The organism is Sphingomonas paludis, assembly GCF_053502515.1.
Map to the genome: position 1 here is coordinate 2998030 of NZ_CP187558.1, position 25654 is coordinate 3023683.

Sequence of the window (25654 nt, forward strand, 5' to 3'; positions counted from 1 at the left end):
AGCAACGGGGCCGTCGGCGCAGACCGGCGGCCCCTTTTTTCGCCCGCCCTTCGGTCAGCGACGGGGCAACAGGTCAAGCGCGGCGGCGGTCATCGCCTCGGTCGCGGTGGCGATGACCTTTTCCGCATCGGGCGCCCAGCCGCCATTGTGGAGGGACGGGAGCGCTGCCGTCCCCGCCTCGGCCGCAGCCCAGCGATCCTGCGGCACGCCGCCGACCCAGAACAGCGTTGATTGAATGCCCTTGTCCGCCAGCCAGAACCGGCTGAAATCCTCGCCGCCCATCGTCGCTGGTACCTCGCGCACGCGGTCGGTGCCGAACCGGCCGGTGAACAGGGTGCGCAGCCGGCCGGTCTGGGGTGCCGTGTTGAAGGTGGCGGGCGTGAATTCATCCTGCACCGTCACCACCGGCAACCGGTCGTCCGGGATCCCGGCAGCGATCGCCTCTCCCTTCGCGATGCGGGCAATGCCGTCCAGCAGCTTCTTGCGAACGGAATCCGAATAGCTGCGCACCGTGATCTGCAGCTTGGCCTCGTCAGGAATGATGTTGTGCTTGGCGCCGGCATGGATACTGCCGACCGTCACGACGCCCGGTTCGCTCTGCACGTCCAGCTCGCGCGACACCAGCGTCTGCAACGCGCCGACGATCCGCGATGCCAGCACGATCGGATCCTGGGTGGTGTGCGGATAGGCCCCATGTCCGCCCTTGCCCCGCACCAGCACGTCGACGGAATCGACATTGGCAAAGATATAGTCGTCCTTCATGCCGATGACGCCTGCGGGCATCCCGGCACTGTCATGGAAACCGATGACATGGGCAGGCTTCGGAAACCGGGTGTACAGGCCGTCGGCCAGCATCATCCGCGCGCCCTTGCCCACTTCCTCCGCCGGCTGGGCGATCATCACGACGGTGCCGGACCACTCGCCCTTCATCGCCGCCAGGTTGCGCGCGGTGCCGACCCAGCTTGCCATGTGCGTGTCGTGGCCACAGGCGTGCATGACCCCGGTTTCCACCCCGTCGGCCGTCGTCGCGCGGACCTTCGACGCATAGGGCAGGCCGGTCGCCTCCGTCACCGGCAGGCCGTCCATGTCGGCTCGGATCATGACGACCGGGCCGGGGCCGTTGCGCATCACCGCCACGACGCCGGTGCCGCCGACCTTTTCCGTTACCTCGAACCCCAGCTTGCGCACTTCCTCGGCCATTCGGGCGGCGGTTTTGACTTCCTGCAGGCTCAGCTCGGGCGCGGCGTGCAACGTCCGGTACAAGGTCATCAGCGACGGCATCTCCCGCGCGGTCGCGTCGCGGACGGGGTCGGCAAGCGCGGGCGTGGCCCATAACAGGCTGGCGGCGGCAATGGCACGGATCATCTTCGATTTCCCCCGGGACTGGTGCCGCACCATCAAAGCGCGCTGCCGGTGTGTCAATCATCCGCCGCCCGACGATCGGTCAAACGAAAAAGCCCGGCGGTCGACCCGCCGGGCTTTGTCGAACATGGGTTGATCAGAGGATCAGCGCATCAGCGCCGTCACCTCCACCTCGCCCACGCCTGCGCCCAGCGAGCGCAGCTTGGCATTGGCGTCGGCCTGCGCCTCGACCATGCAGCCTTCGCTGGTCAGCCGCTCGGCCTCGGTCTGCTTGCCATAGCCACGGCACATACGGCGGATGGCCGTGCCCACCCGGTCGTTCAGTTCGGCCCGGTCGGCGGCCATGCCGAGGTCGAGGTCGGCCAGCATGATGGTGGTGGACACAACGCGCTGATCGGCCATCGCCGGAACAGCAACGGTCGCCACGGCGGCTGCCGCGGCGAGCATCAAGGTGCGGGTCATTGTTCTCGTCTCCTGCTTCTGCGGTATTCTTATGTTCTTCGGCGCGTCGGCTATCGCCGTATCACGTCCGCCCATAACGCCGCCCGGTCGTTACCGGTTGCGACGTTCGGGTGATGTTGCATTATTTCATTCCGACCGGGGCTTCTATTGCAAAATCGGCACGTTGCAGCTGCGAAGAGGCACGATGTGCGAACGGCTTGATTTGGACTATACTGGCGCTGGGTAAGGCAAGGGCGCGCTGGCGACAGTGCCGGGGCGACTATTCGGGGGGATAATCGCATGAAATCAAATGGCTTTCATGCCGCCATGGGCGGCGCGTGCCTGTTGCCGATGGCGTTGCTGGCGGGCGACTCGGCGGCGCAGGTGACGTCGGGGCCGGTGGCCCGTTACTGGATCGATGCCGAAACCATGGGCGGAATGGCCGCAATGGGCGGCGGCATGGACATGATGGCAATGATGGCCGGGGGTGGCCCGCCCAAGGCGGCGCACCGCGTCGAACTGCATCTGGGCTCGAACACGGCAGCCCCCGCCGCCGGGCCGAAGGCGGATCATTTCATGCCGCCAGCCGCGCGGATCGGGGCCTCGGTCCCGCTGGATACCCCGCGCAGCGGTACCGGCAGCCCGGACTCCACCGAGTTCAAGCGGCCAAAGGGTCGCCTGCTGATCTATTGGGGTTGCGGAGCAAAGGCGGGGCCGGGCCAGCCGGTCGTCATCGATTTCGCCAAGGTCGCCGCCGGGCAGTTCCCGCCGGGCCTGTTCACCACCAGCGTTCCCGCCGAACGCGGCCCTTCATCCGCCAACAGCCGCACCTATGGCCATTGGCCCAACGCGCTCGACCGTCGGGCCACGAAGCCGCCGGTATCGCTGATCGGCACGCACCGCATCGCCGGCAATTACAGCCCGGAAATCCGGTTCGACCTGACCCGCGACTATATGCCCGCCTTGACCGTCAGCGCGGCCGACGGCCCGAGTGGAACGCTCGACCTGAACTGGCAACCGGTCACCGACGCCACCGGCTATTATGCCTGGGCCGTCGGCGGCAAGGGGATGGAAAGCGGCAGCGGCGACATCGTGTGGTGGACATCGGCGGCGGCCCAGCAATTCGGCGGCGGCCTGTCCGACTGGCTGTCCCCCGCCACGGTCCGGCGGCTGATCGGCGACAAGGTGGTGATGGCCCCCACCGTCACCCAGTGCACCGTCCCGGCAGAGGCCAAGCGGGCGGCGGGCGACGCCATTGTCACCTTCATGACCGCTTACGGGCCAGAGGCCGACTTTGCCTATCCGCCCCGTCCCACCGATCCGAAACTGCCCTGGAACCTGATCTGGACGGCAAAGGTGCGGTTCAAGTCGACGACGATGGTGATGCCAGGGATGCCCGATATGTCGGTAATGGGCGGCGACGCCGAAGACCGGACCGAGGCACCCGCCAGCGAAGCGACGCCCGAGCCCAAGAAGAAGCGGTGCCGCCCCAGCCTTGGTGGATTGCTTGGCGGAAGCATCTGCTGACCCATCGGCAGGCGGATCGATCGCCGATTGGTGAAGCGGGCGTTTACCCGATCTTTGCGAACGGACGGCTATCCCCGCGCCGATGTCGTTTCGCCTGACCCTGTGCCTGATCGCGATGCTGATGCTGGTATGCACGCCAGCGGCGTCGCAGGCATCCGATATCGGTGCGGTCCGAACGCTGACGGTCTGCATCTCCGCGGTTCAGCCCGGCGATACGCCGGCATCGCCAGTTCAGCGGCGGGCGATGTGCGGCACCGATCAGACACGGCTTGGCCCGGGCGATTTCTGGGCGGTATCCGAACCGCTCAACGACCGGATTTCGATCGACAATCCGATGCGGGTCCGCATCGCCAGCGTCTGGCAGGATCGCATCGCACTCACTGCCATCTACGCCGACGGGCGACAGGTGACTCAGTCGCTGAACAATCGCGGGATCAGCCAGCATATCCAATTGGGCGCGCTGATCGAATGGGAACTGCCGCACCATAAAGCGCCGCTGCAGCGGCTGGTTTGGCGGGTGGACGACAGCGCCAATCTGCGCGGGGTGCTGCTGGGTGCGCATATCCTGGACCACCGGTCGGTCGATTACCACAATCTGCGCATGGCCGCGATCTATGCCGGCTTTGTCGGGCTGGCCCTGGCCCTGATCATCTACAATCTGGCGATGTGGGCGGCGCTGCGTCACCGGTTTCAGGCGCAATACTGCATCATGGTGGCGTTGCTGATCGGCTATATGGTGTCGTCGTCCGGCCTGCTCGCCTGGGTGATCCCGGATCTGGCGAACAACGACCGGCTGCGGATCAATCATTTCTTTCTGGCGACGTCGGCTGCCGCGGCCCTGGCCTTTGCCAACCGCTATTTCGAACCGCGGATCACCGCCGGCTGGGTCGGCCGGTTGCAGGCGGTGGTGATGGGGGCGCTGGTGACGGCGGGGATCGGCTTTGCCCCGCTGTCGATGCTGTCGATCGGGCTGGCGGACCGGCTCTATTCGCTGATCTTCGCAGGCTTGATGCTCCAGGCAAGCGTGCTCACCTGGGCCTGCTGGCACCGGCGCAGCGATTACCGGCTGATGTTCTCGATCGCGTGGGGCCTGCCCGTCCTGTCCGGACTGGCGCGCACCGCCGCCAATCTGGGGCTGATCCCCTGGAACTTCTGGCTCGACAATTCCACGATCATTGCCATGTCCGCAGAGGCGCTGTTGTCGTCGCTGGCCATCGCCTATCGCATCCATCTGCTCAGCCGGGAACGCGATGCCGCGCTTGCCGGGGCAGTGGCGGCACAGTTGCTGGCGGATACCGATCCGCTGACCGGGCTGCTCAACCGCCGCTCCTTTCTGTCGCGCGCCATCGGGCGGACCGGCGACCAGCAGCTGATGATCATCGACATCGATCATTTCAAACGGGTCAACGACACGCTGGGCCATGATGGCGGGGACGAGGTGCTGCGCATCTTTGCCCGTGTCCTGCGCGAGGTGGCAAGCGAGGGCGCACTGGCGGCACGGATCGGGGGCGAGGAATTCGCGCTGGTTCAGGATGCCGCCCGCGCGGTCCGGCCCGACACCATCCTGGACCGCCTGCGCACGGCCCGGATGCCGTTCGACCTGACGGTTACGGCCAGCATCGGCTGTTCCGTCGGCCCGCTGTCGGACGAACGCGACTGGAAACAACTGTATCGCGCGACAGACCGTGCCTTGTTCGATGCCAAGGCGGCGGGCCGCGACCGGGTGCGCGACGCCCGATCATCCGCTGCCGCCTGAGCCGTGCACGGCCATATCGTTTCGCCCCCGGTTCACTTGTCGTTCAGCGATATTCAGGTTAAAGCAAGCTGACACAAAACGGGGAGAATGCGCGGTGCGGAAACGTCGGATCATGCTCGGGGCCGCGCTTGCGCTGCTCGTCATGGTCGCCATCCGTCAGCCTAGCGCCGATATCCGCATCATGACCCATGATTCGGGTGATTCCGCCCCGCATCGCATTCAGGCAGCGGTCGATCTGGGCGTGCTCGCCGTCAATGTGCTCATCACCTGGACCGCGCGGCGCGTCGTCGCGCCAGCTTGACGCAGCGTCATCCGGAACGCCGTTGAATTGGCCGGTTTCGGTTAGCGCAACCACGCTTGCGCGGGCTGAAACCCGTGCTTACACCTGTGTCAATGACGGATTTTGATCCTCTTTGGCGTGCGCATTATCGGCATCCCGGACCCTGGGATCAGGCGCTGCCGCCGACCAGCATGGTGGCCCTGTTCGATCAGACGGCACGGGCGAAGGGCGCTGCCCCGCTGATCGATTTCATGGGCCGCCATTACAGCTATGCCGAAACGCTGGACGGAGCCAATCGCGTCGCCGCCGGCCTTGCCGCCATGGGCTATGGCAAGGGCGACCGGATCGGCCTGTTCCTGCCCAACGTCCCCCATTATGTCGCGGCCTATTACGGCATCCTGAAACTCGGCGCGACGGTCGTCAATTTCTCCCCCCTCTACACCGCCGACGAGCTGGCGGCGCAGGTGGCGGATTCGGGCACGCGCGTGCTGTTCACCCTGTCGGCCACGGCGTTGTTGCCGACTGCGCTGAAGGTGCTGGAGCGCAGCTCTCTGGAACGGCTGATCGTCGGATCGGTCGCTGGCGCGCTGCCTGCGGGCAAGTCCATCCTTTATCGCCTGTTCCGCCAGAACGAGGTGACCGAAAAGCCGGACGACGCCCGCGTCACTGCCTTTTCCGCGTTGATCGCCAATGACGGCCGCTTCGATGCGCCCGCGCTCGATCCCGAATGCGACATCGCGCTGATCCAATATACCGGCGGCACCACCGGCACGCCAAAGGGCGCGATGCTCAGCCATCAGAACCTGTCGGCGAATGCCCGTCAGGTCGCCTGGCTGGACCCGAAACTGGGCAAGCGCGCCGACCGGGTGCTGGGCGTGCTGCCCATGTTTCACGTCTTCGCCAACACCTGCGTCCTCAACCGCACCGTGGTGACCGGCGGCGAGATCGTGATGCTGCCCCGCTTCGACGCGGGCCAGGCGCTGGCGGCGATCCAGCGGGCGCGCTGTACCGCCCTGCCCGGCGTGCCGACCATGTACCGCGCGCTGCTCGACCATCCGAAACTGGCGCAAACGGACCTGTCGTCGCTTGAAATCTGCATCTCCGGTGGCGCCCCGCTGGCGGCGGAACTGAAGGCCGCGTTCGAGGCCAAGACCGGCGCCCGCGTGCTGGAGGGCTATGGCCTGTCCGAAAGCTCGGGCGTCGTGTCGACCAATCCCTATGAGGCGGAGGGCAAGACCGGGACCATCGGCCAGCCGATCATCGGCACCCGCATCCGCCTGGTGGACAAGGAGGATCCGTCGAAACCCGCGCCGAAGGGTGAGCCGGGCGAAATCGTGGTGTGCGGGCCACAGATCATGTGCGGATACTGGAACCGTCCCGAGGCCGATGCCGAGGTGTTCATCGACGATCCCGACACCAATGTGCCCGGCCGTCACTGGCTGCGCACCGGCGATGTCGGCACCATCGATGCCGACGGCTTCGTCCGCATCGTCGACCGGCTGAAGGACATGATCGCCGTCGGGGGGTTCAAGGTGTTTCCCAGCCAGATCGAGGCGATCCTCTATCACCATCCGGCGGTGAAAGAGACGCTCGTCATCGGCCTGCCCGACGCCTATCTGGGCGAGCGACCGCACGCCTATGTCACGCTGCATCCCGAAGCGGAGCCGGTGGACGGCGACACCCTGCGCGACTGGCTGAACGCCCAGATGGGCAAGCACGAGCGGGTGGCGAGCGTGACCATCCGCCTGACCCTGCCCAAGACGATGATCGGCAAATTGAGCCGCAAGGACCTGATCGCGGAGGTGATGGTCGATAGGAGCCGGGACTAAACTTTCAGCTTCAAGCGTTTTACCCAAATCGTTCGTGTCGAGTAGGTGTCGAGCTTGTCGAGACGCCGTATCGAGACAGGCTCCCGGAATGTTCCTCGATACGCCTTCTGGACAGGCTCGAAGGCACTCGGAACGAACGGGTTTCTGCTTGATGCTCGCTCCGCATCCCATTGATGACCAGCATCAGCCCGGTTGCAACGATCGGGGGCCTGCCGCATAGCTGCGCCCATGGCCGAGGATATTCAAGTCGCGCAGCTCTCGTTCGAGGATGCGCTGAAGCAACTGGAAGCGATCGTGACCCAGCTGGAAAGCGGCGATGTGCCGCTGGACCGCGCGATCGAGCTGTATCGACAGGGCGATGCCCTGCGTCGCCAGTGCGCCGAACGGCTGGAGCGCGCGCAGATGCGGATCGAGGCGGTGCGCGCCGGGGCCGATGGCCAGGCGACCGGTACCCAACCCTTCGCCGCAGGATAACGGCCGCGATGGGGGGAATGTCACCGCTGCTCGTCGAAGCGCTCGCCGATGTCGGCGAGGAAATCGACCGCCAGTTCGACGCGCTGCTGCCCGTGCCGGACGATGCCCGCGCCGACCTGTATCGCGCGATGCGCCATGCCAGCATTGGCGGCGGCAAAAGGCTTCGTCCGCTGCTGGTGTTCGCCACCGCGCGGCTGTTCGGGGTCGACCGGCGCTGCATGGCGCGTGCCGCACTGGCGATCGAGGCGATCCATGTCTATTCGCTCATCCATGACGATCTGCCCGCGATGGACGATGACGATATGCGCCGGGGCAAGCCGACGGTGCACAAGGCTTTCGATGAGGCGACGGCGATCCTGGCGGGCGACTGCCTGCACGATCTCGCCTTCGATGTGCTGGCGCATGAGGACACCCACGCCGACCCCTTTGTCCGCGTCGAGCTGATCGCCGATCTTGCCCGCGCGGCCGGCCCGGCCGGCATGGGCGGCGGTCAGATGATGGACCTGAAGGCGGAGGAAACGACCTTCGACCTCGCCACTGTCACCCGGCTTCAGGCGATGAAGACCGGCGCCTTGATCGCCGCCTCTGTTGAGGCAGGCGCGATCCTGGGCCGCGTGCCGCCGGAAGGGCGCACCGGCCTGCGCGGCTATGCCCGCGACATCGGCCTGGCGTTCCAGATCGCCGACGACCTGCTCGACGTGGAGGGCGACGAGGAAGCGGCGGGCAAGAAGCTGCGCAAGGACGGCGAGGCGGGCAAGGAAACCTTCCTCTCGCTGCTCGGCATCGAACGCGCCCGCGAACAGGCCCGGCTGCTCGTCGATCAGGCGATCGCCCATCTCCACGGCTATGGCGAGGAAGCCGACCTGCTCCGCGCCATTGCCCGCTACGTCCTGGAACGCGACCGGTGACGTCCCCCCGCACCGGCGTCTATCCCGGCACCTTCGATCCGATCACGCTGGGTCACATGGACATCATCCGGCGGGGCGCGAAGCTGGTCGACCGGCTGGTCATCGGCGTCACCACCAACCCGTCCAAGAACCCCATGTTTACCGTCGACGAGCGGATGGCGATGGTCCGGCGCGAGGTGGCGGCAATCGAGGGCGAGATCGAAGTGGTCAGCTTCGATTCGCTGCTGATGGACTTTGCCGAGCGGGAGGGCGCGGGGATCATCGTGCGCGGCCTGCGCGCCGTCGCCGATTTCGAATATGAATATCAGATGGCGGGCATGAATCAGCAGATCAACAACCGCATCGATACCGTCTTCCTGATGGCGGACGTCGCGTTGCAGCCCATTGCCAGCCGCCTGGTCAAGGAAATCGCGCTGTTCGGCGGCCCCATCCACCGCTTCGTCACGCCCGCAGTCGAGGCCGAGGTCATCGCGCGCGTCGATCGGATCGGTCGCAAGGGCAGTCCGGCGTGACGGCATTGGACTGACGGACGAATTGGGCTAAGCCGCCGCCGTTCATCCTATGATCGGGGTTTCGATGCGTTTCCTGTCCATCCTGTTTCTTGCCATGGCATCCCTGTGGACTGCGCCCGCTATGGCCCAGCAGACCTTGCTGGTGCCGAGCGACCGGCCGCCTGCGCCCTCCACCACGGACAAGGAAAATCTGTGGCTCCTTGATCTGTCCACCGGCGGTCGCGTCACCGTCTGGCTGCGGCCTGATGTTGCGCCGGGCCATGTCGAACGGATCAAGACGCTGACCCGCCAGAAATTCTATGACGGCACGGTATTCCACCGCGTCATCGACGGCTTCATGGCCCAGGGCGGCGATCCAAAGGCCGACGGGACGGGCGGGTCGGACCTGCCGGACCTGACCAAGGAGTTCAATTACCTGCCGCACGTCCGAGGTGCCGTTTCGGCGGCACGGCCGGGCGCGCCGCAGGGTGCACCCGCCGAAATCCGGGAAAAGGCGGAAAACGGCGCCAACAGCCAGTTCTTCATCATGCTCGCCCCGCGCCTGTCGCTGGACGGCGACTATACCGTGTTCGGCCGCGTGCTCGACGGCATGCAATATGTCGATCCGATTCCGCGCGGCGAACCGCCGGCCCAGCCCGCCCGCATCCTTCGCGCCTGGATCGCGGCAGACAATCCCCCACCCTATCAGCCGGACAGCACGCAACAGGCGGTTCCAAACGAGGATGCCGACCTGGTGATCCCGCCCGCCGGCAATTGACGGTCCGCCGCCGATGAAGGTGGACGCCTTTGACTTCGACCTGCCGAACGATCGGATCGCTCTGCGTCCGGCGGAGCCCCGCGACGCCGCGAGGATGCTCGTGCTCGACGGGGCGGCGACGCTCGACCGCCATGTCGCCGATCTGCCCGGGATGCTTCGCCCCGGCGATCTGATGGTGTTCAACGACACCCGCGTCATTCCAGCCCAGCTTCAGGGGTTGCGCGGCGATGCCCGGATCGGGGCGACGTTGCACAAGCGCGAAGGGCCGCGCCGATGGCGCGCCTTTGTCCGCAATGCCCGCCGCCTGCGCGACGGCGACCGCATCGATTTCGGCGCGGGCGTCAGCGCCATTGCAGACGAGCGCGGCGACGATGGCAGCGTGGCATTGACCTTCGAGGGGGCAGAACCGGTCGAACTGCTGCTGGAGCGCGCGGGCACGGTACCCCTGCCCCCCTATATCGCGTCGAAGCGGGCGATCAACGACCGCGACCGGGCGGACTATCAGACGATGTTCGCGCGAGAAGCCGGAGCGGTTGCCGCGCCCACCGCATCGCTGCATTTCACCCCCGATCTGATGGCCGCGATCGCGTCGGCCGGGATCGAAACGGCGACATTGACCCTGCATGTCGGGGCCGGCACCTTTCTGCCGGTCAAGGCGGACGACACCGAGGACCACCGGATGCACGCGGAATGGGGCCGGATCGACGCCGAAACCGCCGATCGACTGAACCGGGTGCGCGCCAGCGGCGGGCGCATCATCGCGGTCGGCACCACCAGCCTGCGCCTGATCGAAAGCGCCGCTGGCGAGGACGGGGTCATCCGCCCGTTCGAGGGGGATACCGCCATCTTCATCACCCCCGGCTACCGGTTTCGCGGCATCGACGGCCTGATGACCAATTTCCACCTGCCACGTTCCACCCTGTTCATGCTGGTATCCGCGCTGATGGGTCTGGACCGGATGCAGGCTGCCTATGCCCATGCCATCGCGTCGGAATACCGCTTCTACAGCTATGGCGACGCCAGCCTGTTGCTGCCGGGCAACGCTGCGGGATGAAACTGCAGCGATCAACTCATACAAATATGCCAGTTTGGAACTTTATTGCGCCCTCGACCTATGCGGCGTAACCAGGTTTCATAATTGGCCGGATTTTTGAACAGCATTGCAAGTTTTGCATTCATGCTTCAGTTGACAACGTAAGACAAATCGTTAGGGCGCGGATTGACAGTGATGGCCACTGTGATACCGCTAACAGCGCGATTCAACGGACTCGCGTGTAACACGATACCCGGCGGGCAAATATGTGCCCGACCATTAGGAGGGGGAATATGAAGCAATTCACGCTATCCACAGCTTTGGTGCGCTCGGCGTCTGTGATCGCCGTGGCTGCAAGCCTGGCCGTCCCGGCCGCCGCTTTTGCGCAGGACGTTGATCCCAACGCCGCCGAAGTGGGCCAGGATCCTGCCGACGAGGATATCGTCGTCGTCGGCGTTCGCGGCTCGATCCAGCGCGCCATCGATATCAAGCGCAACTCCGCCGGCGTCGTCGACGCCATCTCCGCCGAAGACATCGGCAAGTTCCCCGACACCAACCTGGCTGAATCGCTGCAGCGCATCACCGGCGTGTCGATCAGCCGCGTGAACGGCGAAGGCTCGCAGGTCGCGGTCCGCGGTTTCTCGGGCGGCTTCAACCTGGTCACCATCAACGGCCGTCAGCTGCCGGCATCGAACGTCGATACCAGCGCCGGCAACGCCTTTGCGCGCGGCACGGGCCGTTCGTTCGACTTCCAGAACCTGGCATCGGAAGGCGTCAGCGCGCTTGAGGTGTACAAGACCGGCCGCGCCAGCGTGCCGTCGGGCGGCATCGGCGCCGCGATCAACATCGTGACCCGCAAGCCGCTCGATTCGCGCGACACCGGCTTCACCGGCTCGGTCGGCGCCAAGGCGCTGTACGACGTGTCGATGTCCGACGCCGAAAACGACCGCAGCCATGTCACCCCGGAACTGTCGGGTCTGCTGAACTGGACCAACGAGGACAGCACCTTCGGCGCGACCCTGTTCGGCAGCTACCAGCTGCGTAACTCGACCTCGGTTCAGGCGAACCCGAACTACTGGAACATCGTGCCGCTGGCCGAATTCCTGAACTCGGGCACCTATGTGAATGCCAACACCGTGGTCGAAAACCGTCCGACCACGTCGTTCGTTCAGATCCCAAACGACAGCCGCTACCAGTTCTCGGAAAACCGCCGCGAGCGCATCAACGCGCAGGGCGTCCTGCAATTCCGTCCGAGCGACACCATCGACCTCAGCATCGACGCACTGTATGCGCGCAACACGCTGGAGGAAGACCGCAGCGAGCAGACCAACTGGTTCCAGCGTCCGTTCGGCCGCATCCGCTTCGACAACGATCCGCAGATGCAGTCGGCCATCTTCCTTCAGGAAGCGATCCAGGCCGACAAGGGCTATGAGCAGCAGCGCTTCTCGACCAAGACCGAGCTCTACTCGGTCGGCGGCAACCTGAAGTGGGAATTCGCCGACAACCTGTCGCTGTTCGTCGACGGCTATCATTCGAAGTCGGTTTCGAACCCGAACAACCCGAACGGCACGTCGGCCACGCTGGTCGCCATCGGCGCGCCGGTCCGCTCCAGCCACTCGCTGACCTATGTCGACGGGTTCCCGCAGCAGGCCGAAACCATCAACGACGCGACCAACCGTGGCGGCAACCGCAACGGCGTGCTCGACCTCGGCGATCTGGGTACCCAGGTCGGCCGCACCGTGACCTCGCGTCAGGAACAGCGCATCAACGGTGCGACTGCCCGCCTGGCATGGGATTTCGGCGATGGCAGCCGCTTCGATTTCGGCGGTCAGTATGTCGATTCGAACATGCGCTCCACTACGTCGCAGACCACCCAGACGCTGGGTGACTGGGGCATCACCGACACCGGTCTGGTCAACCAGCTGGCCGGCGATCTGGTCAGCACCTACTGCCTGACCTGCAAGTTCGATTCGTTCAATCCGGGTTCCACCGGATCGGCGCTGATCGCGTTCCGCGGCAACGCCGTCGATCTGAACAACGTCTTCAGCCCCTACTATGCCCAGCGTGGCAAGCCCGTCGGCCCCAACCCGCCGTCGGACGATTCGGTTGCTGAAAAGACCTGGGCGGTGTTCGGCCAGATGACCTGGAACGGCGAAATCGCCGGTCGCCGGGCACAGGCCGTGATCGGTGCGCGCTACGAACAGACGGACGTCCGTTCGGTCGGTATTCAGGCCATTCCGTCGGCGATCCGCTGGGCGGCCGATAACGACTTCTTCGTCGACGCCGGTGGCGCCGGTTCGGAAGTGGTCGGCTCGGGCAGCTATGAAAACCTGCTGCCGTCGCTCGACTTCAACATCGACATCGTCGACAATCTGGTTGGCCGCGTGTCGTTCAGCCGGACGCTGGCGCGTGCCGATTATGGCAACCTGTTCGCCACTGCCACGGCCGGCGCTCCGCCGCGTCCGACGGCAACGGGCGGCGTGCCGACCGGCAGCTCGCAGAACCCGGGTCTGCTGCCGCTGCTGTCCGACAATTTCGACGTCTCGCTGGAATGGTATTACCAGCCCTCGAGCTTCGTGTCGGTCGGCTTCTTCGACAAGCGCGTGCGCAACTTCATCGGCACGGGCGTGACCAACCGCAACCTGTTCGGCCTGCGTGACCCCGCCTCGGGCGCGGCAGGCAGCCGTTCGGGCACCGCACTCGCCTTCCTGCGCGCCAACAACTACGACGTGTCGGACATCAACCTGTTTTCCTACACTGCCCTCCTGGTGCAGAATAACGGGAACCAGGCTGCGGCCACGGCGGCGTTCAATGCCAACTATGCCAACGGCGCGCTGAACGATGCGTTCGTCAACACGCTGCTGGCTCAGGTCGACATCGTTGCCGATCCGAACGATCCGTTGTTCAACTTCGCCGTGTCGCAGCCGATCAACAACCGCGAGGGCCGCATCAACGGCTTCGAAGTGGCCTGGACCCACTTCTTCGGAGACAGCGGCTTCGGCTTCGCTGCGTCGTACACCAAGGTGAACGGCGACGTGAACGTCGATCCCTATGCCAACCCGAACGAGAACGTGTTCGCGCTGACCGGTCTTGGCGACAGCGCCAACCTGACCGGCATCTACGACAAGGGTGGCCTGTCGGCCCGCGTGTCGTACAACTGGCGCGACAAGTTCCTGTCGGCGACCAACCAGGGCGCGAACCGCAACCCGCTGTTCACGGCGGCGTTCGGCACGCTCGATGCCAATATCAGCTATGACATCAGCGAAAACTTCGCCGTCTCGCTGGAAGCGATCAACCTGACCAGCGAATCGCTGCGGCAATATGCCCGCACCGAAACGAACCTGGTGTTCGCTCAGGAACTGAAGCCCCGCATCCTGGTGGGCGGCCGCTTCCGCTTCTGATCCTTGCGGCATCAACGGTAAAATGGGGAAAGGCCGCTATTCGTAGCGGCCTTTTTCCTTTATCCCTTTCAGTGAAAGCATTGTCCTGATGAACCCGGTCCTGCTCAACAACATCGACCATGCCGACCTTCGCCTGGCGCCCGGCCATGGTGCACGCTTCGGCGATGCGGTGAACCAGGCGATCCTGCTGCCCAACGAGTTCGAGGCGGCACAGCGGGACTATGCGATCCTGCTGTCCCGCACGGCCGAAGGCCCGCTTCAGGCCGTGGCGATGCTGGGCATGGACCGCGAGGAAAACCTGTTCATCGACGGCGACCGCTGGGTCGCCCGCTATATCCCGGCCAGCATCGCGCGCGGCCCGTTCATGATCGGCTTTGTCGAACGCGAGGGCGAACGCCATCCGGTCATCAACGTCGATCTGGATCATCCCCGCATCGTCAGCGACGGCAGCGCGGGCCATCCGCTGTTCCTGCCGCATGGGGGCAACGCCCCGGTGCTGGATGCCGTGCTGGACGTACTGGGCACCCTGCACACCGGCCACGCCATCGCCGACGAATGCTATGCCGCGTGGGAGGCACTGGACCTGATCGAGCCGGTGTCGCTCGAACTCGCCCTCAACGACCGCGAAGTCTATGCGGTCGAGGATTATCTGACCATCAGCCAGGGGCGCTTTGCCGACCTGTCGGGGGACGAGCTGGCCGGTCTTCACGCCCGGGGTTTCCTGGCCCCGGCCTTCTTCCTCATCGCATCGCTCGGCAACATCAGCGCGCTGATCGATCGCAAGGTCGCCCGGCTGGCGGAGCAGGCGGAATAGCCGCCATGGCGCTGCCCACCCCGCGCAGGACCCGCGTGATCGAGGGGCTGGATGCCGCCACCCTGCCCGTGGCCGACCTGATCGCAGAAGGGCGACCGGCGATCCTGCGCGGGATCGGCCGTCACCTGCCGCTGGTCCAGGCGGGATTGCGCGGCGCGGGCGATGCCATCGCCTATCTGAAACAGTTCGACGGCGGCCGCCCGATCACCCTGTATCATGGCGACCCCGCCATCCGCAGCCGGTTTGGCTATCGATCCGATTTTGCCGCGCTGAACTTTCAGACCGAACGGGTGCCCTTGTCCCCCACGCTCGATCGGATCGCCGCGACGGGCGGATCGGCGGACCAGCCCAGCCTGTATGTCGGATCGACCGATCTCGACCGCTATCTGCCCGGCCTGCGCCAGGAAGCGGCGCTGCCCTTTGCCGATCCGACCCTGGCCGCGCACCCGCCGGTGGTCAGCATCTGGATCGGCAACCGCACCATCGCCAGCGCGCATTTCGACATGTCGAACAACATCGCCGTCACGATGGTCGGGCGGCGGCGGTTCACCCTGTTCCCCCCCGATCAGGTCGGCAACCTCTATCCCGGCCCGCTCGACCCGACCCCGGCAGGCCAGGTGGTCAGCACCGTCGATTTCGATACCCCCGATCTCGCGCGCCATCCCGGTTTTGCCGATGCGCTGGCTGCGGCGGAAGTGGCGGAAATGGAGCCTGGCGACGGGCTGATCTATCCGGCGCTGTGGTGGCATCAGGTCGAGGCGCTGGATCCGTTCAACGCCATGATCAACTATTGGTGGAATGTCGCCGCGCCGCACATGGACACGCCGATGAACACCCTGCTCCACGCCCTTATTTCCCTGCGCGACCGGCCGGATGCCGAAAAACTGGCGTGGCGTGCCCTGTTCGACCATTATGTCTTTGGCCCGGCCGACCGGGCGGGCGCGCATCTGCCCCCCGATGCACGGGGACCGCTGGCCGCCCCGCTCGACCCCCTCACCGCGCGCGCCCTTCGCGCGATGGTGCTACAGAAGATGAATCGATGACCCAGTCCGATCCGCCCCGCACCCGCCTTGTCATCGCCGGTGGCGGCACCGCCGGCTGGTGCGCTGCCGCCGCGCTGGTCAAACAGCTTGGCGCGCTGATCGACATCACCCTGGTCGAATCCGATGAAATCGGCACTGTCGGCGTCGGCGAGGCGACGATCCCCACCGTGCGCAGCTTTCATACCCTGTGCGGCATCGACGAACGCGAGTTCATGTCCGCCACCCAGGCGACGTTCAAGCTGGGCATCGCCTTCGAAAACTGGGCGCGGCCGGGCGACCGCTACATCCACAGCTTCGGCACCGTCGGCAAATCGACCTGGATGGCGGATTTCCAGCATATCTGGCTTGAGGCGCGGCGTCAGGGCATTGCCGGGCCGCTGGGCGATTATTGTTTCGAGCATCAGGCGGCCGATGCCGAACGCTTCTATGTCTCCGATCAGGCAAAGATCAGCTATGCCTTCCACCTCGATGCCACGGCCTATGCGCGCTTCCTGCGCACGCTCAGCGAGCGGCAGGGGGTCCGCCGGGTCGAGGGTCGGATCGCCCGCGTGGAACAGGATGGCGAAAGCGGCAACGTCACCGCGCTTCACCTGGACAATGGCACGGTCATTCCGGGCGACGTGTTCATCGACTGCACCGGTTTTCGCAGCCTGCTGCTCGGCGATACGCTGGGCGTACCCTATGTCGACTGGAGCCAGTGGCTGCCGATGAATGCGGCCCAGGCGGTGCAGACCGAGGCGGTTCGGCCTGCCCGCCCCTATACCCGCGCCATCGCCCATGAATCCGGCTGGCAGTGGCAGATTCCGCTGCAATCGCGGGTCGGCAACGGCATCGTCTATTCGACCGATTATCTGTCCGACGACGATGCGCGCGAGCGGCTGTTGGCGAATATCGAGGGTCGCCCGCTCACCCAGCCGCGCCAGTTGCGCTTTACCACGGGCCGACGCGAGCGGCTGTGGGATCGCAATGTCATCGGCATGGGCCTGTCGAGCGGATTCCTCGAGCCGCTGGAATCGACCAGCATCCACCTGATGATGATCGCCGTCACCCGGCTGATCCAGATGTTCCCCTTTGCCGGGACCAACGCGGCGGCGCTGGCCGAGCGTTACAACACGATCGGCATCACCGAACTGGAAGGGGTGCGCGATTTCATCATCCTGCACTATGCCGCGACGGAGCGGGATGACAGCCCGTTCTGGCGGCGCTGCCGCAGCATGGAATTGCCCGACAGCCTTCGCTCGCGGATGGCGCTGTGGCGGGAAAGCGCCCAGGCGTTTCAGGCCGGCGAGGATATCTTCCGGGTCGACAGCTGGATGCAGGTGCTGTTCGGCCAGCGGGTCGAGCCCCGGGACTGGCATGCCGTTGGCCGCATGATTCCCCGCGACAGGCTGGCCGGATCGCTTGCGGATCTCAAAAGCCAGATCGACCGGGCCGTCGCCCAGATGCCGCATCATGCCGATTTCGTGGCGGGATACTGTCCGGCCAAGGCCGCCTGACCCCTTGCGCGTCCGGCAAAGCGCCGCCACGGTCGGCTGATGGCTGCAATCCTGATCGCGCTGCTGCTGACCGCCCTGCAGGATCCGGCCGCCGGACAGCGCGGGGCAATGCCTGCTCCCGAATCCATGCCGATGCCCCGCGCCAGCATGATGGCCGAGCCGCTGGCGCTGTTCCTGGTCGGTTGCGACGCCGATCGGGACGCGGTGGTCACCCGCGCGGAACTGGATGCCTGTGCGCAGTCCAGCCTGCTGCCCCATCTTGACCGCGATGGCATGGCGGCGGGGTATCTGTCCTTTGGCGACTGGGCCGAACGGCACCTGGGGGATCGCAACGCCCTGCCCAGCCCCTTTGGCGTGGATACGGACGGCGACAACCGGATTACGCCCGCCGAGTTCGCCGCAACCCTGACTGCCGCCTTTGCGCGCATGGACCGCGACAGCGACGGGCGGCTGACCCGGGCCGAATTGCTGACGATCCGCACGACCGCCGGGCCGGGCGGGCCGGGCCGCCCGCGGTCGCGGCGTCGCTGATCCGGCCCATGGGCGGCGCGCACGACCATCGACACGACGGGGATTTCAGCCACGACCCCGATCATCACGGCCACGGTCACGGCCATGCGCATGGGCCAGGCAATTACGGCCGCGCCTTTGCGATCGGCACCGCACTCAATCTCGGCTTCGTCCTGGTCGAAGGCGGCGTGGGCTATGTCAGCGGATCGACGGCGCTGATTGCCGATGCCGGCCATAATCTGACCGATGTGGCGGGGCTGGTGATCGCCTGGATCGGGGCCAGCCTGGCGGCGCGGGCACCCACGGACCGCTTCACCTATGGCTTGGGCGCGGCATCGATCCTGGCGGCGCTTGGCAACGCCCTGTTGCTGCTGCTTGCGATTGCCGCGATCGCCGCCGAATCATTGCACCAGCTCGCCAATCCCGCCCCGGTGCCGGGCACCACCGTCATGATCGTCGCCGGGATCGGCATCGTCATCAATCTGGGCACCGCCCTGTTGTTCGCGCGGGGGCGGCGGGGTGACATCAACATTCGCGGCGCGTTCCTGCACATGGCGGCCGATGCTGCCGTTTCCGGCGGCGTGGTGATCGCCGGTGCCCTGATCCTGTGGACCGGTGCATCTTGGATCGATCCGCTGACCGGCATCGCCATCGCCCTGGTCATCGTGGCGTCCGGCTGGGGATTGCTGCGCGAATCGGTCGCCATGGCCCTGCACGGCGTGCCTCAGGGCATCGATCGCAACGCGGTCGCCGCCACGCTCGGCGCGCTGCCCGGCGTCGCCCGGCTCCACGACCTGCACATCTGGCCGATCAGCACGACCCAGGCTGCGCTGACGGTGCATCTGGTCATGCCGGACGGGCATCCCGGCGACGATTTTCTTGTGGCGCTGCAACATCGGCTGGCGCGCGAGCACCGGATCGGGCACATCACGGTCCAGGTGGAAACGGGAACCGGAACGGAATGTCGGCTGCATGGAGGGCATTGTTGAGCGCGGACGAAGCACCGCTCGCGCCCGCGATCCTGGCCGTGCCGTCGGACCCGATCTGCCGCCTGGTGATCTTCGATTTCGACGGCACCCTGTCGGACAGCGGCACCTGGTTCCTGTCCATCGTCGATGAACTGGCCGACCGCTTCCGTTTTCCGCATGTGACGCCAGAGGAAATCGAGATGCTGCGCGGTCGCACCACGCGCGAGGTGATCCGCACGCTCGGCATTTCCCGCTGGCGACTGCCCGCCATCGCCCGTTACGTCCAGGCGCGCTTTGCCGAAAATGCGCACCGGATCGAACTGTTTCCCGGCGTTTCGGAAATGCTGGAACAGGTGCACGCCAGCGGCATCCGCATTGCGCTGTGCACGTCGAACAGCGAAGCCAATGCCAAGGCAGTGCTCGGCCCGGCCAATGTCGCGCTGATCGAACATTTCGAATGCGGCGCCGGCCTGTTCGGCAAGGCGCGCAAGTTCCGCCGCCTGCTCCGCAAGCTGCGGGTCGCGCCGGGCGATGCCCTGTCCGTCGGCGACGAAACCCGCGACGTGACGGCAGCTCGCAAGACCGGGGTGCGCTGCGGCGCGGTGCTGTGGGGCTATGCCAATCCGGGCATCCTGACCGCCATGCAGCCCGACTGGCTGTTCACCGGCCCGGATCACGTCGTGCAAACGGTGCTGGGGCGGTAGCTCGTTCCTTGTGTTCCTGCGAAAGCGGGAACCCAGAGCGATAGAGACCAGCGGCCGGGGAATGCTTGGCTCCCGCTTTCGGCAGGGGCGCGCTTCATTTCATCGCGGTTAGGCCCTAAGGCGCGCGTCATGCCATCCCGTTTTCAATTCACCATCAACGCCACCGACGGCCGTGCCCGCACTGGCGAAATCGCCATGCAACGGGGCACCATCCGCACCCCAGCCTTCATGCCGGTCGGCACCGCCGCCACGGTCAAGGCGATGAAGCCCCAGGATGTCCGCGCGGCGGGTGCCGACATCATCCTGGGCAATACCTATCACCTGATGCTGCGCCCCACCGCCGAACGGGTGGCGCGGCTGGGCGGGCTTCACGCCTTCATGGGCTGGGACCGCCCGATCCTGACCGACAGCGGCGGCTATCAGGTGATGAGCCTGTCCGACCTGACCAAGCGCAGCGAGGACGGCATCGTCTTCAAAAGCCATCTCGACGGCTCGCGCCACCTGCTCACCCCCGAACGATCGATGGAAATCCAGCGGCTGCTGGGTTCCAACATCGTCATGGCGTTCGACGAGCTGGTGCCGACCACGTCGACGCGCGAGGTTCAGGCCGCCGCCATGGAACGGTCGATGCGCTGGGCGCGCCGCTCGCGCCAAGGCTTCGATGCGGGCGGCGATCATGCCGCCAACAACGCGCTGTTCGGCATTCAGCAGGGCGCGCTGGACGAGGGGCTGCGCAAGGCGAGCGCCGATGCGCTGCTCGACATCGGTTTCGACGGATACGCCATCGGCGGGCTTGCCGTGGGCGAGGGGCAGGAGGCGATGTTCGGCGTGCTCGACTATGCGCCCGCGCAACTCGATCCCGCCAAGCCCCGCTATCTGATGGGCGTTGGCAAGCCCGACGATATCGTCGGTGCGGTCGAACGCGGCGTCGACATGTTTGACTGCGTGCTGCCAACCCGGTCGGGCCGCACGGGCCAGGCGTTTACGCGATCCGGCCCGATCAACATCCGCAACGCCCGCTTTGCCGAGGATCAGGGGCCGCTCGATCCCGAATGCGCCTGCCCCGTCTGTACCAAATGGAGCCGCGCCTATCTGCACCATCTCGTCAGATCGGGCGAGATTCTGGGGGCCATGTTGATGACCGAACATAATATCGCCTTTTATCAGGCGCTGATGCAGGATTTGCGGAACGCCATCGCCCAGGGGCGGTTGACGGCATTCGCAACGGATTTCCGCACCCGCTATACTGGCGGGCGACAGAATTGACGCGCTGGAGAGAAGCCTTGACTGACGAACCGACCCGAAAGAACGGCAACGAAATCACCGACGTCGCGCTGAGCGCCAAGGCCACCCGCGAGGCGATCGAGGAAGCCAATGCCGGCGATCCCGCCAAGTCGGCTGACGAAGTTCGCCGCTGGCCGACCAGCACCATCGGCATTGCGGCCGGGATCGGCGTCGGCTCCGCCGCACTGGTCGCAGCACTGCTCTATGCCAATCGCGGCAAGGGCAAGAAGTAACGGCCATGCCGTTTCGGTCCCGGTCGGTGGCCGGGACCGGGTCAGGCGCTGGCCCGCTCCAGCAGCCGGACCGGCACCGGCTCGGGCGTAAAGGATCGCCCGTCGAGCATGGCCAGCATCTTGGCGACCAATGCCTCGCCCGCCCGGTCATAATCATGCTCGATGGTGGTCAGCGGCGGACTGGCGTACAGGCCGGCGCGGATGCCGTCGAACCCGATCACCGGCACCGCATCGGGCACCGCGATCCCGGCTTCCTGCAACCTCTGCATCGCGCCCAGCGCCACTAGGTCGCTGGTCGCGAACACCGCGTCGAACGACAGGCCGATGCCCAGCGCCCAGTCGATCACTGCCACGCCATAGGATTCGCGGTCGCCGCCGAACGGCACGGCGATGTCGTCCACCTCGATCGGGGCAAGCCCGGCCGCGCCCATCGCCGCGACATAGCCGCGATGCCGGTCGCGGAACTGCGGCAGCCCGCTTTCGCTCGGTCCGACGAACAGGATGCGGCGGCATCCGCGCGCGATCAACCGCTCGGTCGCCAGCCGTCCCCCGGCCAGGTTGTCGGCATGAACGGCGGCGATGCCCTTCACCGAACCGGTCCATGCGACGACACGCTTGCCCTGCCCCGCCACCGCCGCGAAAAAGGCCCAGCCGTCCCGGTTCTGCCCCGATCCGATGACGATGACCCCGTCGGCCAGCCCCGAATCCTCATAAGCGCCGAAATAGGGATCGCCACCCGCCCCCTGGAAACTGACCAGCAGGCTGTAGCCATGATCCGCCGCCGCCACCGACACGGCACTCAGCAGCGAAAGGTAAAAGGGGTTCACGTCCGCCGCCCGGCCATCGGCCGGGGCCAGCACCACCAGCGCCAGCGTCTGCGTGCGGCCGGTGCGCAGCCGGGAAGCGGGCACATTCAGCGAATAGCCCATTTCCCGGGCGATCGCCTGAATCCGCTCGCGCGTCTCCGCCGCGACGCTTGGGTCGTTGCGCAGCGCACGCGACACCGTCGGCTGCGAAACGCCCGCGCGTTCGGCCAGTTCGACAGAGGTCAGGCGGGGCGGCGGCTTCGTCAATCGATCCATCCTTCGCGGATGACCTACGCTGGCAACCCGCTCTCGTGCAACCCTGCCAGCCCGTCCCGGTCCAGCACGCCGCGTTCGGTGATGTATCCCGTCACCAGCCGCGCGGGCGTGATGTCGAACGCATGGTTGGCGGCGGGCGATCCGGTCACCCGCACCGTTTCGATCCGCCCATCGGCGGTCGGCCCCGTCAGCCAGGCAAGCTCGTCGCCCGACCGTTCCTCGATCGGCACCGATGCGCCGTTCGGCGTTGCGGGATCGAAGGTCGTCGAGGGCAGCGCGACGTAAAACGGTATGCCATTGTCATGCGCGGCCAGCGCCTTCAGATAGGTGCCGATCTTGTTGCAGACATCGCCGTTCGCCGTCACCCGGTCGGTGCCGACGATCACCGCATCGACCTGCCCCCGCATCATCAACAGGCCGCCGGAATTGTCGCTGATCAGGTGATGCGGCACACCGTGCCCGGCCAGCTCGAACGCGGTCAAGAGCGCGCCCTGATTGCGCGGCCGCGTCTCGTCCACCCACACATGCACCGGTACCCCCTCGTCATGCGCCAGATAGATGGGCGCGGTCGCGGTGCCGTAATCGGCGGTGGCCAGCCAGCCGGCATTGCAATGGGTCAGCACATTGACGCTGCGATCCGCCTTGCCCGCCGAAATGTCGCGCAGCAGCCTCAGCCCGTGCTCGCCGATGGCACGGTTGATCGCCACTTCCTCGTCACAGATCGCATCCGCCTCGGCAAAGGCGGCGGCTGCCCGCTGCTCGGGGGGCAGCGGGCGGACCATGCGCCCCACCCGGTCGAGCGCCCAGCGCAGATTGACCGCCGTCGGCCGCGCCGCCCCCAGCAGCGCATCGGCCCGCGCCAGCCCCTCGTCCGAAGGATCGACGGCCAGCGCCATGGCCAGGCCGTAAGCGGCGGTTTCCCCGATCAAGGGCGCGCCGCGCGTCCACATTTCGCGGATCGCGGTCGCCGCCGTCGCTGCATCGCGGATTTCCACCCAGCGGATTTCCCAGGGCAGCAGCCGCTGATCGAGAATGCGGCACCCCGCCCCGTCCTCGGTCCGCATGATCGATCGGGTGGCAACCCCGTTCAGCTTCACGGGCGTACCTCCGCCAGCGAGGCGACGTCCCCGGCCCCGCCCGCCCGGTCGATCAGCAGCGCCTGCATCCCCGCCGCCCGCGCCGCCGCCACTTCGGGCATCATGTCGCTGACGAACAGCATGTCGCCTGCCGCCAGCCCCAGCACGGCGGCGATCGCCGCATAGGACGCCGCCTCCCGCTTCGCCCCCACCCGCGTATCGAAATGCTCGCCCAGACAGGGCGTCAGGTCGCCCGCCTCCGAATGGCGGAACAACAGCTTCTGCGCCTCGACCGAGCCGGACGAATAGATATGCACCGGCACGCCAGCCGCACGCCACCGCACCAGCGCGGCAACGGTGTCGGGATAGACATGGCCGCGGATCGTGCCGTCGGCATAGCCATCGGCCCAGATCATCCCCTGAATGGCCTTGAGCGGCGTCGCCTTGCGATCCTCGTCGATCCAGCGGATCAGCGTATCGACCGGATCGCCCGGTTCCGCTGCCTGAACCTCGGACAGGATGGCCGCGGCGGCCTCGGGATGCGCTGCCACCCAATCCCGCAGCCGCGCCCTGGCATAGGGAAACAGCACATCGGCAACGAACGCGATGGAAGAGGTCGTGCCCTCGATATCGAGCAGCAAAGCTTTGGGGACGTTTGTCATGCGCCTTTGCCCCTAACCGTTCGGGCTGAGCTTGTCGAAGCCCTGTCCTTTTTCTGTGAGCACGGGAAGGCAGCGCTTCGACAGGCTCAGCGCGAACGGGATTTGGTTGCTAAGCGGCCACCGGCTCATGCCGGGGAAAGCGGCTGGCGATGTCGTTGCCGGTAAACTTTGCCACCCAGCCGTCCGGGTTCACGAACAGGCGGATCGCGGTAAAGCGCGGGCTTGGCCCCATGTCGAACCAGTGGGTCATGCCCGCCGGCACCGAAATCAGGTCGCCTGCCGTGCACAGCATCGCATGGACGCGACCCCCGGCGTGCAGGGTGAACAGCCCCTCCCCCTCGACAAAGAACCGCACCTCGTCCTCGGCATGGGCGTGCTCGTCCAGGAATTTGGTGCGCAAGCTCGCTCGGTCGGGATGGTCGGGGACCATGCGGACGATATCGACCGACCGGTATCCGCCCGCCGCCTTCAGCCGCTCGATCTCCGGCGCATAGAGCGACAGGATGGCGTCGTTGTCCGCCCCCTCGGGCAAGTCGCGGAGTGGCCAGCGCTCGAAATGCGCGCCGATCGGGGCCAGTTCGCGGGCGATGGCGTCGCCATCCTCGGTGTCCAGCAGCACCGCTTCGGGCGCATCCGCTGCATAGATGCGAAGTCGGCTCATCGTCCTGCTCCCTTGATCTGTAGCGCGGCGATCTCGGCCGCGATCATGAACTCGGTCGCCTCGGCCACCCGCTCCGCTTCCGCCACGTCGCGGCCCCAGCCATAGATGCCGTGGGCGCGGATGATGAACACAGGCGCGGCATCGGGCGCGCTCAGCCGATCGCCCAGCGCCGCCTCGATCTCCGCCATGTCCTGGCTGTTGTCGACCACCGGGATCGTCCGCGCCGTGTCATGCGTGGCCACGCCCGGATAGGCCTTCAGCATCTCGTGCCCCGCCAGCATCAGCGCATCGCCGACGACGCGACTCAGCGCCACCCCGCCCGGCGAATGCCAGTGCAGGATCGCGCCCGTCTCCGGAAATTGCCTGTAAATCAGCGCGTGCAGCGCGGTCTCGGCGGAGGGCCGCCCGGCCTCCAGCGGCTCGCCCGCCGGGGTGGCGCGCATCAGGTCCGCCGGGGTCAGCCGCCCCTTGTGCGTGCCCGACCGGGTGATGGCGATGGTCCCCGCATCCAGCCGCACCGAATGATTGCCGCTGGTCGCCGCCGCCAGCCCCCGCGCATCCAGCCGCGCCGTCGCCGCGATCAGCGCGGCGATGCGGGGGTCGGGCTGTTCCGGCTTCAGGGCGGTCAGGGTCATGCGAGGATTGTAAGGCCGGGCCGGTGCAGCGGCAAGCCGAGAGAAACAGCGATGGCATGACCCAGACAAAAGCCCTCACCCTTCCGGCGCTGGTGCGCCTCCCTCCCTCTCCCGCTTGCGGGAGAGGCAAGGGGCCCGCCGCGCAGCGGTGGGAAGGGTGAGGGCTTCTTCTCGGCCGCCATGCCACACTTGTCCCGGCATCCCGC

The 25654-nt window shown here is 66.4% G+C and carries 25 protein-coding genes; 18 read left to right on the plus strand and 7 right to left on the minus strand.

The features are described 5' to 3' along the window. Positions 1-54: 54 nt before the first annotated feature. Together ACPVPU_RS14545 and ACPVPU_RS14550 are read right to left on the minus strand one after the other, a co-directional pair. Positions 55-1365 (minus strand): amidohydrolase, encoded by a 1311-nt coding sequence (locus tag ACPVPU_RS14545; RefSeq protein ID WP_448658686.1) that lies wholly within the window; start codon positions 1363-1365, stop codon positions 55-57. 141 nt (positions 1366-1506) lie between these two features. Next, on the minus strand, positions 1507-1824 hold the full coding sequence (locus tag ACPVPU_RS14550; protein WP_448658687.1) for a UrcA family protein: 318 nt from the start codon (positions 1822-1824) through the stop codon (positions 1507-1509). A gap of 279 nt (positions 1825-2103) precedes the next feature. Between ACPVPU_RS14550 and ACPVPU_RS14555 the strand changes: the two genes are divergently transcribed. From ACPVPU_RS14555 to ACPVPU_RS14640, 18 genes are all read left to right on the plus strand, one after another. Continuing rightward, complete coding sequence (locus ACPVPU_RS14555) at positions 2104-3330, plus strand: hypothetical protein (RefSeq protein ID WP_448658688.1); 1227 nt, start codon at positions 2104-2106, stop codon at positions 3328-3330. Positions 3331-3412: 82 nt separating this feature from the next. Continuing rightward, positions 3413-5086, plus strand: coding sequence for a diguanylate cyclase domain-containing protein (locus ACPVPU_RS14560; RefSeq protein ID WP_448658689.1), 1674 nt, complete (start codon positions 3413-3415; stop codon positions 5084-5086). A 112-nt stretch (positions 5087-5198) separates the two neighbouring features. Next, positions 5199-5387, plus strand: a complete 189-nt coding sequence (locus ACPVPU_RS14565) for a hypothetical protein (protein ID WP_448658690.1) — start codon at positions 5199-5201, stop codon at positions 5385-5387. 92 nt (positions 5388-5479) lie between these two features. Then, on the plus strand, positions 5480-7195 hold the full coding sequence (locus tag ACPVPU_RS14570) for an AMP-binding protein (protein ID WP_448658691.1): 1716 nt from the start codon (positions 5480-5482) through the stop codon (positions 7193-7195). A gap of 228 nt (positions 7196-7423) precedes the next feature. After that, positions 7424-7669 carry an exodeoxyribonuclease VII small subunit gene (locus tag ACPVPU_RS14575; protein WP_448658692.1) on the plus strand — a complete coding sequence of 82 codons (246 nt, stop codon included), beginning with the start codon at positions 7424-7426 and terminating at the stop codon, positions 7667-7669. Between the two features lie 17 nt (positions 7670-7686). After that, positions 7687-8577 carry a polyprenyl synthetase family protein gene (locus ACPVPU_RS14580; RefSeq protein ID WP_448658693.1) on the plus strand — a complete coding sequence of 297 codons (891 nt, stop codon included), beginning with the start codon at positions 7687-7689 and terminating at the stop codon, positions 8575-8577. Then, positions 8574-9089, plus strand: a complete 516-nt coding sequence (gene coaD, locus ACPVPU_RS14585; RefSeq protein ID WP_448658694.1) for a pantetheine-phosphate adenylyltransferase — start codon at positions 8574-8576, stop codon at positions 9087-9089. Before ACPVPU_RS14580 ends, coaD begins: the two co-directional genes overlap by 4 nt. A 64-nt stretch (positions 9090-9153) precedes the next feature. Next, on the plus strand, positions 9154-9846 hold the full coding sequence (locus ACPVPU_RS14590) for a peptidylprolyl isomerase (protein ID WP_448658695.1): 693 nt from the start codon (positions 9154-9156) through the stop codon (positions 9844-9846). Positions 9847-9859: 13 nt separating this feature from the next. Beyond that, on the plus strand, positions 9860-10900 hold the full coding sequence (gene queA, locus ACPVPU_RS14595) for a tRNA preQ1(34) S-adenosylmethionine ribosyltransferase-isomerase QueA (protein WP_448658696.1): 1041 nt from the start codon (positions 9860-9862) through the stop codon (positions 10898-10900). Between the two features lie 302 nt (positions 10901-11202). Continuing rightward, complete coding sequence (locus ACPVPU_RS14600) at positions 11203-14280, plus strand: TonB-dependent receptor (RefSeq protein WP_448658697.1); 3078 nt, start codon at positions 11203-11205, stop codon at positions 14278-14280. An 88-nt stretch (positions 14281-14368) separates the two neighbouring features. Then, positions 14369-15094, plus strand: a complete 726-nt coding sequence (locus ACPVPU_RS14605) for a SapC family protein (RefSeq protein WP_448658698.1) — start codon at positions 14369-14371, stop codon at positions 15092-15094. A gap of 5 nt (positions 15095-15099) precedes the next feature. Next, positions 15100-16137, plus strand: coding sequence for a cupin-like domain-containing protein (locus tag ACPVPU_RS14610; RefSeq protein WP_448658700.1), 1038 nt, complete (start codon positions 15100-15102; stop codon positions 16135-16137). Next, complete coding sequence (locus tag ACPVPU_RS14615) at positions 16134-17633, plus strand: tryptophan halogenase family protein (protein WP_448658701.1); 1500 nt, start codon at positions 16134-16136, stop codon at positions 17631-17633. The genes ACPVPU_RS14610 and ACPVPU_RS14615 overlap by 4 nt, the downstream gene beginning before the upstream one ends. 39 nt (positions 17634-17672) lie before the next feature. Next, complete coding sequence (locus tag ACPVPU_RS14620) at positions 17673-18164, plus strand: EF-hand domain-containing protein (protein WP_448658702.1); 492 nt, start codon at positions 17673-17675, stop codon at positions 18162-18164. 8 nt (positions 18165-18172) lie between these two features. Continuing rightward, complete coding sequence (locus ACPVPU_RS14625) at positions 18173-19132, plus strand: cation diffusion facilitator family transporter (RefSeq protein ID WP_448658704.1); 960 nt, start codon at positions 18173-18175, stop codon at positions 19130-19132. Beyond that, positions 19129-19815: an HAD hydrolase-like protein gene (locus ACPVPU_RS14630; protein ID WP_448658705.1), complete on the plus strand. Its 687-nt coding sequence runs from the start codon at positions 19129-19131 to the stop codon at positions 19813-19815. The genes ACPVPU_RS14625 and ACPVPU_RS14630 overlap by 4 nt, the downstream gene beginning before the upstream one ends. A gap of 129 nt (positions 19816-19944) precedes the next feature. Next, positions 19945-21081: a tRNA guanosine(34) transglycosylase Tgt gene (tgt, locus tag ACPVPU_RS14635; protein ID WP_448658706.1), complete on the plus strand. Its 1137-nt coding sequence runs from the start codon at positions 19945-19947 to the stop codon at positions 21079-21081. A 17-nt stretch (positions 21082-21098) separates the two neighbouring features. Next, positions 21099-21332 (plus strand): hypothetical protein, encoded by a 234-nt coding sequence (locus ACPVPU_RS14640; protein ID WP_448658707.1) that lies wholly within the window; start codon positions 21099-21101, stop codon positions 21330-21332. A 41-nt stretch (positions 21333-21373) separates the two neighbouring features. Here the strand turns inward: ACPVPU_RS14640 and ACPVPU_RS14645 are convergent, their stop codons facing one another. The 5 genes from ACPVPU_RS14645 to mtnB form a co-directional block, all read right to left on the minus strand. Next, complete coding sequence (locus tag ACPVPU_RS14645) at positions 21374-22414, minus strand: LacI family DNA-binding transcriptional regulator (protein WP_448658708.1); 1041 nt, start codon at positions 22412-22414, stop codon at positions 21374-21376. A 14-nt stretch (positions 22415-22428) separates the two neighbouring features. Further along, complete coding sequence (mtnA, locus tag ACPVPU_RS14650) at positions 22429-23511, minus strand: S-methyl-5-thioribose-1-phosphate isomerase (RefSeq protein ID WP_448658710.1); 1083 nt, start codon at positions 23509-23511, stop codon at positions 22429-22431. Continuing rightward, the gene (gene mtnC, locus ACPVPU_RS14655) at positions 23508-24152 is read right to left on the minus strand and encodes an acireductone synthase (RefSeq protein ID WP_448658711.1); all 645 of its coding nucleotides are present in this window, start codon (positions 24150-24152) and stop codon (positions 23508-23510) included. The genes mtnA and mtnC overlap by 4 nt, the downstream gene beginning before the upstream one ends. A gap of 109 nt (positions 24153-24261) precedes the next feature. Beyond that, positions 24262-24813 carry a 1,2-dihydroxy-3-keto-5-methylthiopentene dioxygenase gene (locus ACPVPU_RS14660; protein WP_448658712.1) on the minus strand — a complete coding sequence of 184 codons (552 nt, stop codon included), beginning with the start codon at positions 24811-24813 and terminating at the stop codon, positions 24262-24264. Further along, a complete protein-coding gene (gene mtnB / locus ACPVPU_RS14665; RefSeq protein WP_448658713.1) occupies positions 24810-25448 on the minus strand; it encodes a methylthioribulose 1-phosphate dehydratase in 639 nt (212 codons plus the stop codon). Before mtnB ends, ACPVPU_RS14660 begins: the two co-directional genes overlap by 4 nt. Positions 25449-25654: the final 206 nt, after the last annotated feature.